This is a genomic window from Methylobacterium sp. Leaf112 (genome assembly GCF_001423295.1).
Classification (GTDB): Bacteria; Pseudomonadota; Alphaproteobacteria; order Rhizobiales; family Beijerinckiaceae; genus Methylobacterium.
Map to the genome: position 1 here is coordinate 1 of NZ_LMNG01000029.1, position 18,472 is coordinate 18,472.

General features: G+C 66.5%; 17 protein-coding genes. 7 read left to right on the forward strand and 10 right to left on the reverse strand.

The window, feature by feature from the left end; all coding sequences use genetic code 11:
* The first annotated feature begins 134 nt into the window (after positions 1-134).
* The 3 genes from ASF52_RS12425 to ASF52_RS12435 all read left to right on the forward strand — a co-directional run bounded on the left by ASF52_RS12425 (position 135) and on the right by ASF52_RS12435 (position 2,798).
* Complete coding sequence (locus ASF52_RS12425) at positions 135-1,016, forward strand: NAD(P)H-binding protein (protein ID WP_056172285.1); 882 nt, start codon at positions 135-137, stop codon at positions 1,014-1,016.
* An 89-nt stretch (positions 1,017-1,105) separates the two neighbouring features.
* The gene (locus ASF52_RS12430; RefSeq protein WP_056172288.1) at positions 1,106-1,798 is read left to right on the forward strand and encodes a DsbA family protein; all 693 of its coding nucleotides are present in this window, start codon (positions 1,106-1,108) and stop codon (positions 1,796-1,798) included.
* A 304-nt stretch (positions 1,799-2,102) separates the two neighbouring features.
* Positions 2,103-2,798 carry a spermidine synthase gene (locus ASF52_RS12435; RefSeq protein WP_056172290.1) on the forward strand — a complete coding sequence of 232 codons (696 nt, stop codon included), beginning with the start codon at positions 2,103-2,105 and terminating at the stop codon, positions 2,796-2,798.
* A gap of 56 nt (positions 2,799-2,854) precedes the next feature.
* On the opposite strand, the gene ASF52_RS23495 is transcribed toward ASF52_RS12435, so the two are convergent.
* Positions 2,855-2,977 carry a hypothetical protein gene (locus ASF52_RS23495; protein ID WP_274533794.1) on the reverse strand — a complete coding sequence of 41 codons (123 nt, stop codon included), beginning with the start codon at positions 2,975-2,977 and terminating at the stop codon, positions 2,855-2,857.
* Between the two features lie 209 nt (positions 2,978-3,186).
* Here ASF52_RS23495 and katG point away from each other — a divergent pair, with 209 nt between their 5' ends.
* Complete coding sequence (katG, locus tag ASF52_RS12440; protein ID WP_056172292.1) at positions 3,187-5,508, forward strand: catalase/peroxidase HPI; 2,322 nt, start codon at positions 3,187-3,189, stop codon at positions 5,506-5,508.
* 391 nt (positions 5,509-5,899) lie between these two features.
* Here the strand turns inward: katG and ASF52_RS12445 are convergent, their stop codons facing one another.
* Both ASF52_RS12445 and ASF52_RS12450 read right to left on the reverse strand, forming a co-directional pair.
* Positions 5,900-6,796 carry a methyltransferase domain-containing protein gene (locus tag ASF52_RS12445; protein WP_056172294.1) on the reverse strand — a complete coding sequence of 299 codons (897 nt, stop codon included), beginning with the start codon at positions 6,794-6,796 and terminating at the stop codon, positions 5,900-5,902.
* 41 nt (positions 6,797-6,837) lie between these two features.
* Positions 6,838-7,626, reverse strand: coding sequence for a Hint domain-containing protein (locus ASF52_RS12450; RefSeq protein ID WP_244473804.1), 789 nt, complete (start codon positions 7,624-7,626; stop codon positions 6,838-6,840).
* Positions 7,627-9,053: 1,427 nt separating this feature from the next.
* On the opposite strand from ASF52_RS12450, the gene ASF52_RS12455 reads away from it, so the two are divergent.
* On the forward strand, positions 9,054-9,287 hold the full coding sequence (locus ASF52_RS12455) for a hypothetical protein (RefSeq protein WP_056172298.1): 234 nt from the start codon (positions 9,054-9,056) through the stop codon (positions 9,285-9,287).
* 796 nt (positions 9,288-10,083) lie between these two features.
* On the opposite strand, the gene ASF52_RS12460 is transcribed toward ASF52_RS12455, so the two are convergent.
* Positions 10,084-10,353 carry a hypothetical protein gene (locus tag ASF52_RS12460; protein WP_056172301.1) on the reverse strand — a complete coding sequence of 90 codons (270 nt, stop codon included), beginning with the start codon at positions 10,351-10,353 and terminating at the stop codon, positions 10,084-10,086.
* A 151-nt stretch (positions 10,354-10,504) separates the two neighbouring features.
* Positions 10,505-11,938 (reverse strand): FAD-linked oxidase C-terminal domain-containing protein, encoded by a 1,434-nt coding sequence (locus tag ASF52_RS12465; protein ID WP_056172303.1) that lies wholly within the window; start codon positions 11,936-11,938, stop codon positions 10,505-10,507.
* A 311-nt stretch (positions 11,939-12,249) separates the two neighbouring features.
* On the opposite strand from ASF52_RS12465, the gene ASF52_RS12470 reads away from it, so the two are divergent.
* On the forward strand, positions 12,250-12,612 hold the full coding sequence (locus tag ASF52_RS12470; RefSeq protein WP_056089739.1) for a c-type cytochrome: 363 nt from the start codon (positions 12,250-12,252) through the stop codon (positions 12,610-12,612).
* Positions 12,613-12,714: 102 nt separating this feature from the next.
* Here ASF52_RS12470 and ASF52_RS23500 read toward each other — a convergent pair whose 3' ends face one another.
* A complete protein-coding gene (locus tag ASF52_RS23500; protein WP_082479069.1) occupies positions 12,715-13,296 on the reverse strand; it encodes a MarR family winged helix-turn-helix transcriptional regulator in 582 nt (193 codons plus the stop codon).
* A gap of 249 nt (positions 13,297-13,545) precedes the next feature.
* Between ASF52_RS23500 and ASF52_RS12480 the strand changes: the two genes are divergently transcribed.
* Positions 13,546-13,968, forward strand: a complete 423-nt coding sequence (locus ASF52_RS12480; RefSeq protein ID WP_056172306.1) for an organic hydroperoxide resistance protein — start codon at positions 13,546-13,548, stop codon at positions 13,966-13,968.
* A gap of 84 nt (positions 13,969-14,052) precedes the next feature.
* Here ASF52_RS12480 and ASF52_RS12485 read toward each other — a convergent pair whose 3' ends face one another.
* The 4 genes from ASF52_RS12485 to ASF52_RS12500 form a co-directional block, all read right to left on the reverse strand.
* The gene (locus ASF52_RS12485; RefSeq protein WP_056172309.1) at positions 14,053-15,099 is read right to left on the reverse strand and encodes a sulfate/molybdate ABC transporter ATP-binding protein; all 1,047 of its coding nucleotides are present in this window, start codon (positions 15,097-15,099) and stop codon (positions 14,053-14,055) included.
* A gap of 4 nt (positions 15,100-15,103) precedes the next feature.
* Positions 15,104-15,982: a sulfate ABC transporter permease subunit CysW gene (gene cysW, locus ASF52_RS12490; protein WP_056172310.1), complete on the reverse strand. Its 879-nt coding sequence runs from the start codon at positions 15,980-15,982 to the stop codon at positions 15,104-15,106.
* A complete protein-coding gene (gene cysT / locus ASF52_RS12495) occupies positions 15,975-16,832 on the reverse strand; it encodes a sulfate ABC transporter permease subunit CysT (RefSeq protein ID WP_056172313.1) in 858 nt (285 codons plus the stop codon). Before cysT ends, cysW begins: the two co-directional genes overlap by 8 nt.
* Positions 16,833-16,940: 108 nt before the next feature.
* Entirely contained in the window at positions 16,941-18,014 is a 1,074-nt protein-coding gene (locus ASF52_RS12500; protein WP_056172316.1) for a sulfate ABC transporter substrate-binding protein, read from the reverse strand.
* Positions 18,015-18,472: the final 458 nt, after the last annotated feature.

The window sequence follows — 18,472 nt, forward strand, 5'->3', positions numbered from 1 at the left end:
GTGCGTCCGTCAGCCAAAGTGCGTCCGTCAGCCAAAACTCGTCCATCCGATCCTCCTTCGTCACAAAGGAATCACGGACACTCCTGACAAGCCAAATTTATGGGTCCGGAGCCTAGTGCTGAGGAAACATTAGCATGATCGTCGTCACCGGTGGAAATGGCCAGTTGGGAAGAGCGGTCGTCGCTGCGCTGCGCAAGCGTGTCGATCCGACGAGCTTCGTGGCGAGCGTTCGCGATGGGGACAAGGCCGCTGACCTTGTCGCAGATGGCGTAACCATCCGGGGCAACGCCGACTACTCCGACAGCGATGCCATGGCGCGCGTGTTCGACGGCGCTCGCACGGCCTTGATCATTTCCGGCAACGCTCCGGTCGAAGTACGGCGGCAGCAGCAGCGTAATGCAATCGATGGCGCCAAGCGCGCTGGCGTGCAGCGGATCGTCTATACGAGTGTTCTGGATGCCGCGGTGCCGGACTCGCCTTTCTCGTTCACGGCTGTCCATCGCGACACGGAGGCTTGCCTCGCCGAGAGCGGGGTCCCGTACACGATTGCGCGCCACACGGCTTACGCTGAATTGAACCTGCTGTTCGCGAAGGGAGCCCTCGCGACGGGGAAGCTCTCGATGCCAACAGGGGATGGACGGGTGGCGTTCGCAACCCGTGCCGATCTCGCCGGAGCGCTGTCCGCCCTTCTCGCATCGGAGGAACACACGGCAGGGATCTACACGCTGACTGGGCCGGCCGCCCACTCCTACGCCGAGGTTGCCACAGCCTTGTCGGAGTCGGTTGGCCGCACGATCCCGCACGATGATTGTTCCCCTGAAGCGTATGCGGCGGGGCTTACGGCCGCCGGTCTGCCGCCGTTCTTGGTTGAGGGCATGGTTGGCATGGCCGAGGCTGTTCGGCGGGGTCTTTATGCCGAAGTGTCTCAGGACATTCGTCTTCTTGCGGGGCAAGCCCCTGAAGACGGTCTGACGATCCTGCGGCGGGTGGCACCCACCCTGATCCGAGCCGCATAGCAGCCCCGCAGGTCATCCTCCCGGCGCATGCTCGCATGTAGGGGCCGGGGGGCGACTTCTTTCAGAAACAGACAGAGGCAGCATACGCCATGGACCCCACGACGACGATCCATGAGGATGGACGAAGGTCAGACCCCATCCTCCACTATTTCTACGATCCGCTGTGTGGCTGGTGTTACGCCTCGGAGCCGCTCATCGAGATTGCCCGGCAGATCGCCGACCTGCGGATCGAACTTCACGGCGGAGGTTTGATCCCGGAACCAGTCCGGTTGCCGGAAGCGAAGCGCAAGCAGGTTCGGGTCGCTGATGCGCGCATTCACGACCTGACGGGTCAGGTGTTCGGCCCGGCCTATCTCGACGATCTTCTCGACCATCCCGACGCGATTTGGCACTCGCCGCCGACAATCGCGGCGGTGATGGCTGCGGAAGCGATAGCAAAGGACAAGGCTTTCCCAATGATCGCCGCGATCCAAAGGGCCCACTACGTTCATGGGCGACGTGTCGTCGATCCGGATACCCTTGCTGAACTTGCTCAAAGCATCGGGCTGGATGAAAGCGCGTTCCGCAAGCGATATGCGTCAGCATTCGTTGCCGAACACATCGAAGATTCACGTGGGATGATGCGCCGGTTCGGCTTGCATGGTTTTCCGACATTCCTCCTAGAAATTTCGGGTCAATTTGTCCGGCTTCAGCATGAGCCACTCTATGGCAAGCCCGACGAATTCAAGAAGCTAGTTACCTTGTTCATGACGGAACTCGGGCTGACGCGTTCGGTCAGTTGATGATTTACATAGTGGCAACTTGCCGCCAGAGACAAATCCGAACGGCAAAAAAATTGTGCTCCACCGGTCTCTCCCCGCTGCTGAGTGTCCGCTCTCTAAATCGACGTGAAAGCTTCTCTTTGACGAAGTTGGATCGCGAGCAGCCCTTGGGACAATCGGCCAGGTTGGGTTCTGATCCTGAATTCGTTCGCGCTTGCACGCCGACGCGAACTGATCCAGGCCTCGTCGATGACGCACAGTATCGACGCAGAACCGGAGACCATGCGTGCAAAACCGGCTTAGGGGCTTTGGCGGAGACACGACCGTGACGGCCTGGGTCGATCTCGACAGCACCCCGATTCCCGGTGGGCGGGAGACCCTGCACCTGCGCCGCTGGGGCGAGGCCTACTCGATCCAGGTCGGCACGGCCGAACTGATGACCGATCAGGATCGCGGATCGGAGCAGGCGCTCGCCACCCTCCCGTGCGGGCGGCTGGCGGAGAGGCCGGCCCCACGCATCCTCATCGGCGGCCTCGGCATGGGTTTCACCCTGCGGGCCGCCCTCGACGTGCTGGGCCCCCGGGCCGAAGTGGTGGTCGCCGAACTCGTGCCCGGCGTCGTCGCCTGGGCGCGGGGCATCCTCGCGCACCTGCACGGGGCCAGCCTCGACGACCCCCGGGTCAGACTCGTCGAAGCGGACGTGAACCGCCTGATCCAGTCGGGCCCGGCGCGGTACGACGCGATCCTCCTCGACGTCGACAACGGCCCGAAGGGCATGACCCGGCGCTCCAACGACCGGCTCTACGATGTCTGGGGGTTGAGGCGGGCGCATTATGCCCTGCGGCCCGGCGGCCTCCTGGCGGTGTGGTCGGGCAGCCCGGACCGCCGCTTCAAGGCGCGGCTGAAGCGCTGCGGCTTTTCCGTGGAAGAGATCCGCTTCCCCGCCCATCCGGGCGGCCGCCGCCACGTGCTGTGGATCGCCGCGCGGGTGGAGGCGGAGGCCGCTGCGTCCGTTCCCTGAAGCCGGCCAACGAGGTCGGCTCCGGGTACGGCCGTCGAGGAACCCCGGGCGGTCCCTCAGAACACGAAGTCGATGGCGGTGCGGTTCCGGACGCCGACCAGGTCGATGGCGAAGTCCGCCCGGACATCGCCGTCCCGATCGCCCCCGATCAGCGTCGCGCATGAGCGCCTCTGGCTCACGCGAACGTGCGGCTTGGTCGGAGGCGTTCGGCGGACGTCCGACACGGATGGGAACCGGAGACGCCTTGATTTTTGTTAAAGACGCCTGATTTCGCTGGCAGTGTCGGGTCGCGCAAGAGTTGCTTTCGCATGGGGGATCGCACGCCTCACGGCGCCGGCGACGGCCCGATCCGTCCGGTGGCACCGGCCCTGCGCCGAGGGAAACGTTGATGAACGAGATGACGACGGACAAGACCAACACCGACTCGTACCCGATGGAGGGCAAGTGCCCGTTCGGAGGTGACCGCATCGGCGGGGCGCTCGGCACCCGTCCGGCCCTGGAGAACTGGTATCCGCACCGCCTGAGGGTCGAACTCCTGCATCAGAACGGGCTCGCGGCCGATCCGCTCGGGCCGGATTTCGATTATGCCGCCGCCTTCGGGAGCATCGACCTCGACGCCCTCAAGGGCGACATCAAGCAGTTCCTGACCTCGTCGGTGGCGTGGTGGCCGTCCGATTACGGCAATTACGGCCCGCAGATGGTCCGCATGGCCTGGCACTCGGCCGGCACCTACCGCATCGCGGACGGGCGCGGCGGTGCCGGCACCGGGATGCAGCGGTTCGCGCCGATCTCGAGCTGGTGGGACAACGGCAACACCGACAAGTCGCGTCGCCTGCTGCAGCCGATCAAGCACAAGTACGGCAACGCGCTGTCCTGGGCCGACCTGATGGTGCTCACCGGCAATTGCGCCCTGGAGATCATGGGTCTGCCGACCTACGGGTTCGCCGGCGGGCGCCTCGACGCCTGGGAGGCGGACAACGCCACCTACTGGGGGCCGGAGGTCGTCGAGATGGGTACGGTCTCGAGCTTCGACGAGATGGTCAACCGCGACCAGCGCTGGCGGGGCCGGAACGGCGACGCCGATTACGACCTGGAGAACCCCCTCGCCGCCTCCCACCAGGCGCTGATCTACGTGAACCCGGAAGGGCCCTACGCGAACGGCGACCCGCAGGGCTCGGCCAACGACATCCGGACGACGTTCACCCGCATGGCCATGAACGACGAGGAGACCGTGGCGCTCATCGCCGGCGGCCATGCCTTCGGCAAGAGCCACGGCATGACCCCCGCCAAGGAGATCGGGCCGCCGCCGGAGATGGCGCCCATGGAGGCGATGGGGCTGGGCTGGAACAACCCGAAGGGCACCGGCTCGGGCAAGGACACCATGACCAACGGCATCGAGGGCAGCTGGACCCCCGATCCGACCCGGTGGGACAACGCCTACCTGGAGAACCTCTTCAAGTTCGACTGGGAGCAGACCAAGAGCCCGGCCGGCGCCCTGCAATGGACCCCGAAGGATCCGAACGCGCCGAAGACCCCCGACGCCCATGTCGCCGGACAGATGCATCCCCTGATGATGATGACCTCCGACATCGCCCTGAAGGTCGACCCGGCGTACCGCAAGGTCTGCGAGAAGTTCCTGGGCGACTTCGACGCCTTCACGCAGGCCTTCTCCAAGGCATGGTACAAGCTCACCCACCGCGACATGGGGCCCAGGCACCGCTACCTCGGCCCGGAGGCGACCCTCGAGGACGGCCTGCTGTGGCAGGACCCGATTCCGGAGGCCGCCTACAGCCCCATCGGCGAGCCCGAGATCGCCGCCCTGAAGCAGGCGATCCTGGCCACGAACCTCTCGGTCTCGGACCTCGCCTTCACGGCCTTCTCGGCGGCCTCGACCTACCGCGACAGCGACAAGCGCGGGGGCGCCAACGGTGGCCGCCTCGCCCTGAGCCCCCAGAAGGATTGGGCGGTGAACCGCCGGGCCGCGCCGGTGGTCGAGGCGCTCCGCGGCGTCATGACCACGTTCAACGGCGGCCGCAGCGACGGCAAGCAGGTTTCGCTCGCCGACCTCATCGTGCTCGCCGGCTGCGTCGCCGTGGAGAAGGCGGCTGGGGATGCCGGGGTCGCGACGCGGGTGCCGTTCACGCCCGGCCGGGTCGACACCACGCAGGCGCTGACCGACATCGAGATGTTCACGTGGCTGAAGCCCGTCGTGGACGGCTTCCGCAACTACGTCGACGACGGGTTCGACGCGATGGCGCAGCGTTTGGCGCCGGAGGAGATGTTCCTCGACAAGGCCAACCTGCTGACGCTGACCGCCCCCGAATGGGTGGTGCTGACGGGCGGCCTGCGTGCTCTCAACGCCAATCACGACGGGTCGAACCGGGGCATCTTCACGGACCGGGTCGGCGTGCTGACGACGGACTTCTTCCGGACCCTGACCGACACGAACCTGGTTTGGGAGAAGACGGACGCGGCCGGGACGGCCTTCACGCTCAAGGACCGCGAAACCCGCCAGGCGAAGTTCGAGGCGACGCGCAACGATCTCGTGTTCGGATCGAACGCGCAGCTGCGCAACATCGCCGATGCCTATGCGGGCAGCGACGGCCAGAGCCGGTTCGTGGCGGATTTCGTGGCGGTCTGGGACAAGGTGATGATGCTCGACCGGTACGACGTGAAGGGCCACCGGCGTTACGGGCCCATGGCTGCCTGAGGGAGGGCCGCCTGACCGACGAACGGCCGGTAGACAGCCCGTCCCACCGTCCGGTGGGACGGGGGCACCGCGAGGGCGGCTCGGCGCAGGAGCGCCGTCCCCTCCGTCGGTGCGATCCGTCGGGGTCCCGCGCTCAGGCGAGGAGGAGGGCGTCCCCACCGGCGGGTCCGACGGCTGGATGCCCGGGGAAACGCCCGCTTCTCCGCACGGCCGTCCGAACGCAGCTCGGCCATACCCCACGCCACCCAGGCGAAGAGCGGACCGGCGGATGTCGACCCATGCCAGACGCCCGGACCATCCACGTCTCTTCCTGGAAGCCGTCGTTCTTCGGCCGTCCGGTAAATCCGCTTGACGCACTCTTCTGTGGTGTGCGCCATCTCTGTTCGACGCTCTAAGTCGCGTCGCTTCCAAGCAGCGCGGCGGTCGTGCGATGTCGCTCAAGTTCGTTGCGTAGGTAATTGATTCCGCCCTCCTGCAACCTGCGCAGTGTGTCTGGATCGGTCTCCCGATCCCGGCGCATGGAGACGAAGAACTCGAAGCCGCCTGGCTCGACCCCCGACACCCGGTTCATGACAAACGGTAACAGCCCGAGTCGTGTCGCTCCCGCGACCAAGTCAAGAAACGAACGCGACGTTACCACCCAACAATGGGCGGGCACGTAAGCTCCGGACTGCGCCCGAGCCGCCTCCGCGCGGGCGTGCACCAGGCCTGCATCGCCGGCCATGCGCGGCGCATGCGCAGCATCCTCGCCATTCCAAATTTGTTCGGGTGTGATCGATCGGACCTCGGAGGCGTGGGCGAACACCTGCCGTGGACTCGGTCGCGTCAGGCCCATTAGGTCCGCCTCGACCAGTTCGGCCAAGGTGCTCACCGGCCGTGTAGCGTCGCAGGTAAAGCGCTTGTCCGGCAGGGACAGGTTAAGCACCCCGCCCGGGCGCAACGCCGTGTGGATGCCGCGCAGCCACCCGAGCAGGTCGGGTACGTAATGGCCAACCTGACTAGCAATGGCGAAGTCGTAGCCGTCCCGGCCGAGCACATCGACGAGGGCACCCGAGTTGCTCCAAGCGCGGTCGATCGGCGCCGTCCCAGGTTGGCCGGCTCCCGCATCGAGATCGCGGTCGACGTAAGTGATGCGAAGCCCGTCGGGCAGCGGCGTCGGGTTGTTGGACGGGCCGAACTCAAGGCCGCGCCCTTCGGGAAGACCGATGTCGTGCGTCAGCCGGGCTAAGCGCCTGTCAGAGGCCCGGCGTGACAGGAAGGCGTCGAGTGAGAGGGAGCCGGGTCGCACGTCCGCGTCTCAGCTCCCTTGCAACTCCGGCGTCCTTCGGCTCAGGCGACGAGTGCTGCGAGCCCGTCGCGTGCGTCCCAAGCACTGTGCGCGCTCAGTTCCGCCGCGAAGACCGTATCGAGCCGCGCCCGCTCCGCCTCGACGAGGGGACCGTCGACCGCCACCGGACGGCAGCGGCCAGCCAGGCCTGGTGCTACGAAGTCGGGGTTGTGCAGGGCGTGGTCGGAGCCGTCGACAAAGAACGGGCGGTCGCCCCCGTCGATGTAGCTCTCGGCCGGCAGACCTTCGGCGAGCAGGATGTCGTGGGTCTCGAGCTCGACGTGCCAGTAGGTGACGCTCGTGGCCGGCTCGCGGACGATGGTGGTGCCGTTGATCAAGCACATGATCGGTACGAGCACGCCGCTCTCGTTTTCGCTATCCGCCCCGACGAGGACGGGATGACCCGCTGACAGACGGAGATCCCGGGCGGGCAAACCAAGGCCGAATGCACCGGCGCGCACCCGGATCGGCTGCTGATCATGGAGCAGCGGCTGGCCGGTGCCCTTGAGTTCGCGGTGTCCAATCCAGATGACCGCGCGCGCAACGCCGGAGACGGTCACGGCGAGGTCGCCAACGCGCATATTCTCGACAGCTACTTCGCCGCGCGTCGTACGGATCAGCGTGCCGGTCGTGAAGCAGACGGGCGCTACATAATCACCCAAGGCGCCGTTCGAGTCGGCCGTGAAGCGCGTTCTGGTTGCCGATCCAGATCCAAACACCTGGGAATTTGAGAGGATCAAGCGGGTCGACCCTGCACCGGTACCCGTTTGCGAACTGGTGAACTGGACCATAGATCCATTGTCGTACTGGGTCGCGTAGAACGTCGAAGTGGAAGGAGTCGTAGATCCTGGCAGAGTTCCAGTAACTGTAATGGGGTCTCCGACTGCATTGACCGTTCCATTTACAGTCAAAGGACTGGTCGTAGCGTCATCGACCTGAAATGTTGCAGACGGTGCGCCATCATCCGTTCCAGCAAAGCCAGTCTGGAATACGGTGTTACGGAATACGAGCGGCAAAGCCATAGTGATGTCCTCCCAGATTTTTGATTATTAAATAAACTGATTTGTACTCATCGCTTCAAATAAACGCGCTTCAGAGACGAGATCTCATTCAATATTCATCACAAAACCCGTTAGATAGATATTTTCAAAGCGGCCGAGCACGTTGTCCTGTCATGACAGAAACGTACGACTTCATAAAGTTCGGAAAGGCCATTCTAAGAAATCAAACTGGTCGCAGCTTGAGAAGCGTTGAATGCGTTGCGCACAAGCAACAATTCTTCCAATCCAGTTGGCGATTTAGGCAGAATAAGAACGTCGTGCCGGGATATTTTGGCAAAATCGATTTCCGTTTTTGAAGATCGCCTCTGCTTAAGAAGATCGACTCTTTTCCTGCAGATAGCCATCGAGGCTATCGAGGTCGCAGTGAGCCGCACCTGCTGAAGTGGTCCACCCTTTGGTATGGGCTGTTGGGGCTGTGGAGTTGACCCACTTTGAGGTCCATGGCCTATGCAAAATCTTGGGTTGTGACAGCTTGGCCGGTGAAGGCCCGAGGCGTGAAGCTGCACATGGCGTATGAGGTTGGTCGGCGTTGTAGAGGCCCTGCATTCCTCAATGAGTTTACATGCATCGGCTGCATCGAAATGCGCTTGCTGAAAGTTGATTGAGCCGATTCAAGTCCAGATTTGTTGGAAGCTCGTCGAATGGCAGCTTCCTACGAAATGGAATGGAAAGCAGACAGGCAGGAAACCACCCGACCCAGTCGCAGAGCGGCCAGCCAGCCCCCGACCCGACTTTGCCGGATAAGCCGCTCTCCGCCATCCGCCGGAAGCGGTCGTGCGTCGATCGTGAGGGGGGCAGCGGCGCCACATCGGCGGGCCTTCGCCCGTGAGCGGGAGAGGGGCCGCCTTTGCTGAAAGGGTGAGCCCCGATGCGGGCGGCCCCGATCTCGTCGGGTCGACACCGTCGGCTCGTCCGGGGTCGAGATCCGACTCCGCGGCGTCCTGGTGGATGACCTGAAACTTCGCGCCGACCCGTTCCGTACCGACGCGAGAGGATAGGATCGCGCCCAGGCAAAAGCCTTGATGTGAGCGCGGGATGACTCTTGCAAGATCATCAGAGTATCGGAAAGTAATTCTTCGTTCTTTCGGGAACAACGATACAATCATGCTGTTGTCTCGTGGGTTGGATAAGATGTTCACCTCCACAGGAGATCACACATGAAGACGTTCACCCTTGCGCTGACCGCCTTGACCGCCCTCGGCGGCATCGCCCTCGCCGCCGGTTCGGCCACGGCCGCCCCGATGTCCGTCAACGGCCTTCAGTCCGAGAGCGGCGTCACCCAGGTCCGCATGGACCGCAGTGAGCGGATGATGATGAAGAAGCGCATGATGCGGAAGAACATGATGAAGCGCCGCATGATGAAGAACCGGATGATGAACCGCGGCATGTGATCTCGAATACGCGACGCTTTCGGAGGTCCCGACGCAGGGGCCTCCACCCCGACGGCCACGACTTCGAAGAAGACCGTTTGGCTCGCAACCGACCCGCTCTACGTCCGGGATCGGCGACGTCGAGCGTCGCCGAAGGATGTACAGGCATCCCGTGGTCGTCCGCATCACGCAGTGGGTCGATGCGGTGTGCCTTCTGGCCCTGCGCACGAGCGGCCTCCGGGTCTTCAACGCTCACCCGGCCCTGTACTGGGGCAACGTCTCGACCTTCGACAGCCAGATCACCCGACGAGGTCCTACGGCGAGCCGGCCGGGGGCGCCCGACCGCGCCGTGGAAACCGGCCGATCCGATAGCCGGGAGACACGTTCCGCGCGCATCCGGCTTCGATCCGAGCCGCCCCCTATGACGAAGCGGCGCGTCTGCGCCGGGACGAGGCGGCCGGGCGGCATGACCGCGTCGACGAGGCAGCGGGCGAGCCGTTCCGGCGGTTCCACGTGCAGTCGAAGGGCCTTGGGAGAGGGACGCCGTTTCGACCCGAGAGGGCCAAGCCCGGCGCCTCGTCGGTCGGCTCTCAGGCCAGTTGGCGATACGGCCCGTGCGCTCACGGCCAGCCGCGATGCCCCCGCCCGGAGGCGCGGGATGCGTCAGGTTTCCGCCGCGCGCAGCCATCCAGGCCCGTCGGGAGACGGCGGCGCCCGGCCCGGCGAAGCCGCCCGGCCGAAGCATTCCACGTCTCTCCGGCCGCGAGCGATTCCTGGCACGAGCACGGCAAGGCGGCGCGATGGCCGGCCGTGACGCTCAGTAGCTGTAGCTGCGCTGGTTGTAGCCGCCGCCGCGCTGCTGGACGCGGGAGCCGTAGTCGATCTCGCGCTCGCGCCGGGCCTTGCGGTTGGCGAGATAGCGCCCGCCGAGACAGCCCGCCACGGCACCGACGACGCCGCGCTCGGCGAGGTAATGGCCGGCGAGGCCGCCGATGATCGCGCCCTTGATGCAGCCCTTGGCCTCGGCCGCGCCGGCGCTCACCAGGGTGGCGAGGGCGACGGCCGACAGGGTCGAAACGATCCGCATGGTGATCCTCCACGATTGCGGAGGATGAAACACCGTCACGCTCCACCCCGTTCCGGGACGCCGCTCACTTCGTTCACGCCGCAATGCGGCCCGTCGACAAACTCAGAAAGGGGTCAGGCCGCGACGCGGCCTGCGAGAAGTCAAATCGGGGTCAGGCCGCGACGCGGCCTTCCAGGGGGAACACCTTGGCGGGGTTCATGAGCCAGCCGGGGTCGAACACGTTCTTCACCCGCATCTGCTGGTCGAGATCGGCTTGTCCGTACTGGAAGCGCATGAGCTCGCGCTTCTCGATGCCGACGCCGTGTTCCCCCGTGAGGCAGCCGCCGACCTCGACGCAGAGCTTGAGGATGGCGTCGCCCGCGGCCTCGGCCTTCTGGAGTTCGCCCGGCTTGTTGATGTCGAACAGGATCAAGGGGTGGAGGTTGCCGTCGCCGGCATGGAACACGTTGGCGACCCGCAGGCCGTGGCCGGCGCAGATGGCGCCGATGCGCTCGAGCACCAGGGGCAGCTGGCCGGTGGGAATGGTGCCGTCCATGCAGATGTAGTCGGAGATGCGGCCCGTGGCACCAAAGGCGGACTTGCGGCCCTTCCAGATGGCGGCGGACTCGCCCTCCGACTTCGACACCCGCAGGCTCGTCGGGCGGAAATCCTCCGCGATGGCGACGATGCGGGCGAGCATGGCCTCGCACTCGGCGTCCGAGCCCTCGACCTCGATGATCAGCATGGCCTCGGCGTCGCGCGGGTAACCAGCCTGGGCGAAATCCTCCGTGATGAGGATCGCCTCGCGGTCCATGTACTCCATCGCCACCGGGATGATGCCGGCGGCGATGATGGCGGCGGTGCAGGCGCCCGCATCCTCCACGGAGGCGAAGCCCAGAAGCGCCGGGCGCGCGCCCTCGGCACCGCGCAGGATGCGGACGGTGGCCTCCGTGACGATGCCGAGCTGCCCTTCCGAGCCGCAGACGAGGCCGAGCAGGTCGTAGCCGCCGGAATCGAGGTGCTCGCCGCCGATCTCCACCACGGTGCCGTCGTTCATCACCAGGGTGACGCCGAGAAGGTTGTTGGTGGTGACTCCGTATTTGAGGCAATGCGCCCCGCCGGAATTCATCGCGATGTTGCCCGCGATGGTGCAGGCGAGCTGGCTCGACGGGTCGGGGGCGTAGAAGAAGCCCTCGTGGGAGACCGCCCCCGAGATGGCCAGGTTGGTGATGCCGGATTCCACCCGCGCCGTGCGGTTCTCGTAGCTGATGTCGAGGATGCGGTTCATCTTGGCCACCCCGAGGATGATGGCGTCTTCCTGGGCGATGGCACCGCCGGCGAGCGAGGTGCCGGCGCCGCGCGGCACCACCCGCACGCCGTTGGCGTGGCAATACGCCATCACGGCCGAGACCTCTGCGGTGGTGGAGGGCAGGACCACGGCGAGCGGCATTTTGCGATAGGCCGTCAGCCCGTCGGTCTCGAAGGCGCGGCGCTCGTCCTCGGTGGTCACCAGGGCCTCGGCCGCCACCAGGGGGCGCAGCCCTTCGATGATCGCGTCGCGGCGGGCGACGATGCCGGCATCCGGCACGGGAAAGGCGATGGTCATCTCGGGTCCTTCGGGCGTTCCTCGGGGACGGTCGGCGCCGGGTCTTCAGCCCACGCTCAGCTTGGACGGCGTAGACCGGCGATGCGGTCGGAGCAGTCTTCGAGGGACGACGCTACAGCCAAAGCCACGCCCTTCCCAGGGGCTTCGCGCCGGGGTCGGGGACGGGTCGACGGCGCCGGCCCGGCGAAGCTTCGTTTCGCCGCAGACGCCATCGGACGGACTGGAACGTTTTCACCCTTGATCTGTTCTAAAGGACCAAGCTCTGCCATAAGCCGGGGTGGCCCAAAACCGCCCCTCAGGAGGAAACAAGAATGCGTCATCTCATCCTCGGCGTCGCCCTCGCGCTCGTGCTCCCTCTCTCCGCCCACGCCGAAGGCGATGCGGCCGCCGGCGAGAAGGCGTTCGCCCCCTGCAAGGCCTGCCACAACTTCGAGAAGAACGGCGTCGGCCCGACCCTGAAGGGTGTCGTCGGCGCGAAGGCCGGCGAAGGTGCCGACGGCTACGCCTTCTCGGCGGCCATGAAGGGCTCCGGCATCACCTGGGACGAGGCCAACCTGCACGAGTGGCTGACCGACCCGAAGAAGAAGATCCCCGGCACCAAGATGGTCTTCCCCGGCGTCAAGGACCCGAAGAAGGTCGACGACATCATCGCCTACCTCAAGACCAAGTCCTGATCCGAGACCAAGTCCTGATCCGAGACCAAGTCCTGATCCGAGACCAAATCCAAATCCCGAGCCCGGCCCGCCACCGGCGGGTCGGTTCGCCGAGGCAGATCGTCAGGAAGCCGTCCCCGCCCCCGCGGGGGCGGCTTTTCCTTTGCCGGCCCGCGTCTCGGGTCGCGCCCGGCCGGGGGCGGCGGACGTTCCCTCGCCTTCGCCCAGGCGCTCGTGCAGGGCGCCGCGCAGGGTCACCAGGACGTCGAGGAGCGCCCGGCGCCCATCGAGATCGAGGCCGGTGAGGCCGCCGGCCTCGTGCGGCACGCAGTCCATCCGGCCCTTCAGGTCCCGGCCCTTCTCCGTGAGGAAGATGCTCACCTGGCGCTCGTCGGCCCGGTCGCGGGCGCGGCGGACATGGCCCGACGCCTCCAGGCGCTTGAGTAGCGGCGTCAGGGTGCCCGAATCGAGGAACAGACGGGTGCCGATCTCCTTGACCGTCACGCCCTCCTGCTCCCACAGCACGAGGAGCACGAGGTATTGCGGGTAGGTCAGGTCGTGGGCGGCGAGGAGCGCGCGGTAAGCCCGGCCGAAGGCGTGCGCCGCCGCGTAGACGGCAAAGCACAATTGCCCGTCGAGGCTCTGCGCCGCGGACGGGGCCGCCGGGACTTCTAGAGAGAGCGGGACATCCTCTCGGCCGGACATGCGGCGACTTTCCATTTCCATGCGTGACCCATCGCACCGTTGGTGGGGACGGAACCGGTTCCCGGTGCCGCCCTTTCCCCAGGGCGCGACGAGCGCCCATCTTAGGCGGAACTCATATTGCGCACAATCGACCGTCGCGGCACCGCAACCGGGTTGCGCGCAATCGATATTTGTGCGACATGAAAAATAGATTGCGCGCAATCGAATTGGCGTGCCGTCACGGCCATCAGCCCAACGAGGAGACCGATCATGCAGGCACTCTACACCGCACGCGCCCACGCCACCGGCGGCCGCGAGGGCTCCGCCGCCAGCGACAATGGGGCCGTCGACGTGACGCTCACCACCCCGAAGGAGCTCGGCGGCAACGGCGCCCCCGGCGCCAATCCGGAGCAGCTCTTCGCAGCCGGCTACGCCGCCTGCTTCCTCGGCGCGATCAAGTTCGTGGCCGCCCAGGACAAGGTGAAGATCGCCGAGGATTCGAAGGTCGAGTCCACCGTCGGCATCGGCAAGCGCGACGACGGCACGGGCTTCGGCCTCGTGGTCACCCTCAAGGCGACCCTGCCGGGCGTCGACCCAGCCGTGGCGCAGGATCTCGTGAAGCGCGCCGACGTGGTGTGCCCGTACTCGCACGCCACCCGCGGCAACATCCAGGTCGACATCTCGGCCGCCTGATCCCGTCCCCGCGGACGGACCCGGTGATGCCATGCGACCCCCTCGGACCTTCCGAGGGGGTCGCCGTCGTGTCCGGAACCCCGGTCAGCCGGCGAAGACGTGCCCGGCGAGGATGCGCAGGCCGACGGGGCGGCCGGCGGGCAGGCGGGCGGTGTCGGAGGCCTCCACCACCACGGTCTTGCCCTCGGGGCGGTCGACCTCGATGCGCTGGCGGCCCTGGCTGCGGTAGGACGAGCGCACGGTGCCGTGCAGGTGCGCCTCGTGGCTTTCCGCGAACTGGAGCTGCCAGGGACGGGCGTAGAGCTTGACCGGGCCGACGAGGCCGGGGGGCGCCGCCACGGGGGTGAGCCGGCCGTCGACCCGGACCTGGCCGCCCTGGGCGATGGCCTCGACCTCGATGGTGTCGCCGAGGAACTTCAGGACGGTGGCCGAGACCGGCGCCTCCTGCACCTCGTCGGGCGTCCCGATCTGCTCCAGGCGCCCTCGCGACAGGACAGCGACCCGGTCGGAGAGTTCGAGGGCCTCGTCCTGATCGTGGGTGACGAAGATCGTGGTCTGGCCGGTGCGGTCGTGGATCTCGCGCAGCCAGCGCCGCAGATCTTTTCGGACTTGCGCGTCGAGGGCGCCGAACGGCTCGTCGAGGAGCAGCACCCGGGGCTCGACGGCGAGCGCCCGGGCGAGCGCGATGCGCTGGCGCTGGCCGCCCGAGAGCTGGGAGGGATAGCGGTCGGCGAAGCCCGACAGCTTGATGAGATCGAGGAGATCGCCGACCCGGCGCTTGATCTCGACTTTGCTGGGTCGGTCGGCGCGTTTCCGAGCATTCAGCCCGTAGGCGATGTTGTCGGCGACGCTCATGTGCTTGAACAGGGCGTAGTGCTGGAACACGAAGCCGACGGCCCGCTGCTGCACGGGGAGCCGCGTCGCGTCCTCGGCGCCGAACACGATGCGGCCGCGGTCGGGGAAGTCGAGGCCCGCGATGATGCGCAGCAGCGTGGTCTTGCCCGAGCCCGAGGGCCCGAGGAGCGCCAACAATTCGCCCGCCCGCACGTCGAGGGAGAGGTCGTGCAGGACCGCGGCCGTGTCGAAGGTCTTCGACAGGTTCTCGACCCGGATGGCGGTGGAGCCCTTCACCGGTTCAGTGCCGGCGGCCGGACGCCGCGATGTCGCCGGCGTAGCGCCATTCGAGGAGGGATTTGAGGCCGAGGGTGACAAGAGCGAGACCGGCAAGGAGGGAGGCGACGGCGAAAGAGGCAACGAAGTTGTACTCATTGTAGAGGATCTCCACGTGGAGCGGCAGCGTGTTGGTGAGGCCCCGGATGTGGCCCGAGACCACCGAGACTGCGCCGAATTCACCCATCGCGCGGGCGTTGCAGAGGAGCACGCTGTAGAGGAGCCCCCAGCGGATGTTGGGCAGCGTCACCGTCCGGAAGGCGTGCCAGCCGGACGCGCCCAGGGTCAACGCGGCCTCCTCCTCGGCGGTGCCCTGCTCCTGCATGAGCGGGATGAGCTGGCGGGCGACGAACGGAAAGGTGACGAAGATCGTCGCCAGCACGATGCCGGGCACCGCGAAGATGATCTGGATGTCGTGCTCGATCAGCCACGGCCCGATCAGCCCCTGGGAGCCGAAGACGAGGACGTAGATCAGCCCCGAGACCACCGGCGAGACCGAGAACGGCAGGTCGATGAGGGTGATGAGCAGGTTCTTGCCCCGGAACTCGAACTTGGCGATGGCCCACGAGGCCACGACGCCGAAGACGAGGTTGAACGGTACGGCGATGGCGGCCGTGATCAGGGTCAGGCGGATGGCCGCGTGGGCGTCGGCCTCGTGGAAGGCGGCTAGATAGGCGTCCCAGCCCTTTGCGAAGGCCTGGACGAACACCGTCGCCAGGGGCAGCACCAGGAACAGGGCGAGGAAGACGATCGCCACGGCGATGAGGAGGCCGCGCACGAGGCCGCCCTCGGTGACGACGCTGGCCGGCTGCTGCCTCGGCAGGTCGGTTGCGATCTCAGACATAGCCGAATCTCCTGCGGCTCCAGGCCTGGATGAGGTTGATGGCGAGCAGGGTCACGAACGAGATGCCGAGCATGATCGTCGCGATGGCGCAGGCGCCGCCGTAATCGAATTCCGAGAGCTTGATGACGATGAGGAGCGGCGCGATCTCGGAGACGTAGGGCAGGTTGCCGGCGATGAAGATGATCGAGCCGTACTCGCCGACGCCCCGCGCGAAGGCGAGGGCGAAGCCCGTCAGCACGGCCGGGATCAGGGGCGGCAGCACCACCCGGGTCAGGGTGTGGAAGCGGCCCGCCCCGAGGGTGGCCGAGGCCTCCTCGATCTCCTTGTCGATCTCGACGATGAGGGGCTGCACCGTCCGCACGGCGAACGGAAGGCCGATGAATACCATGGCGATGTAGATGCCCACCGGAGTGTAGGCGGCCTGGATGCCGAGCTTCGCCAGTTGCTCGCCGACGAGGCCGTTCGGCGCATAGAGGGAAGCCAGCGCGATGCCCGCGACGGCGGTGGGCAGGGCGAAGGGCAGGTCCACCACCGCGTCGACGAGCCTGCGGCCGGGAAAGTCGTAGCGCGTCAGCACCCAGGCGACGAGGAAGCCGAAGAGCGAGGCGGTGAGCGCCGCCAGGGCCGAGATGCCGAAGCTGACGCGGAGCGCCGAGGCCACGCGCGGATCGGTGGCGACCTCCCAGATCCCCGAGAGCCCGAGCCCGGAGGCGCGCACCACCAGGGCGGCTAGCGGCAGCAGCACGATGAGGCTGAGGCAGGTGAGGGTGTAGCCCAGCGTCAGGCCGAAGCCGGGAATGACGCTCGGTTGGCGGAAGCGCCGTCGCGGGCGGAGGGGTGGGGAGGCCATGGGCTCGTCCGGGCGTCTCGAGAGGTCTCCTCCCCGGCGGGCGGGGAGGAGGGGCCCCTGTTCAGGCCAGGCCCGTTGGGCGAAGCCGGTTCAGGGAAGAAGGAGCGGTTACCGCCCGGCCTTGCTCAGCTGGTCGAACAGGCCGCCGTTGTCGAAGTTCTTCTTCTGGATATCGTCCCAGTTGCCCTGCAGATCCTCGATCTTGAACAGCTTCAGCTCGGGCAGCTCTGCGAGATGCTCGGGCTTGGCGGCGGCGCGGTTGAGGGGCCGGTAATGGTGCTTGGCGAAGATCGCCTGGGCGGCATCCGAGTAGAGGAACTGCAGGTAAGCTTCCGCCTGCTTGCGGGTTCCCTTCTTGTCGACGTTGGCGTCCACGAGGGCGACGGGCGGCTCGGCGTAGATCGAGGTCGGCGGCACCACCACGTCGAACTTGTCGCGGCCGAATTCCTCGAACACGAGGTAGGCCTCGTTCTCCCAGGTCGGCAGCACGTCGCCGAGGCCGCGCTGGGCGAAGGTCACCGTGGAGCCGCGGGCGCCCGTGTCGAGGACGGGGACGTTCTTGTAGAGCTCGCCCACGAAGGCGTTGGCCTTGTCGACGTCCTTGCCGTCCTTCTCGTAGGCGTAGCCCCAGGCGGCGAGGAAGTTCCAGCGGCCGCCGGCCGAGGTCTTCGGGTTGGGGGTGATGACCTTGACGTCGGGCTTGACGAGGTCGCCCCAGTCCTTGACGCCCTTCGGATTGCCCTTGCGCACGAGGAACACCACCGTCGAGGTGTAGGGCAGGCCGGCGTTGGGCAGCTTCGTGCGCCAGTCGGCGGGAATCTTCTTCGACAGCCGGGAAATGGCATCGATGTCGGAGGGGATGCCGAGGGTCACCACGTCGGCCGGGATGCCGTCGATCACCGTGCGGGCCTGGGAGCCGGAGCCGCCATGCGAGGCGCGCACGGTCACGGTCTCGCCGGTCTTGGCCTTCCAGTCGGCACTGAACGCGGCGTTGATGTCCTTGTAGAGCTCGCGGGTCGGATCGTAGGAGACGTTGAGCAATTCGCTGTCGGCGCGAGCGGGTCCCGCCGGGGAGACAGGTCCCGTCAGGAAGACGGGCCCGGCCAGCAGCAGGGCGGTGGCGAGGCAGGCGGACAGAGCCAGGCTTCGACGGCTTCGGGTCTGGTGGGTCTCGCTCGACATCTGTCGCCTCTTGATAACGGGCCGTTCTGGATCCCGGAGCCGATCACGGGTCGTCCGGTCCACGGCAAGGTTTTCGTTCTATATAACGAACGATGTCAACCAGCCTGCCCGTACCGTTTCCCGGGGACAAGGCTCCGGGAGATGGGAATTCCCATGTTTGGGTCAAGCTTCGGGGGAGACGGAAAAGGTCGTTTTCCGCACACCGGCATCGGGAGCAAGTTCGTTCTCCGCGCAAGTGTTCTTCAAGAAGAACATTTTTAGTCGTCAGGCGCCGTTTTTCGTCGGCGTTCCCGCCCGGAACCGACTCGTACCAGCGCCGCCCCGCCGTGGATCGCCGCGAGGTCGACCCGCGGGGCAGGCGGCCGCGATCCATCCGGGCTCGGGCTCGTGCGGCGATCGCGTCCGATGGCGTTCCGTTCACCGAAGCGGGCGCTTAACGATCCTTCAAAGGACTCGCG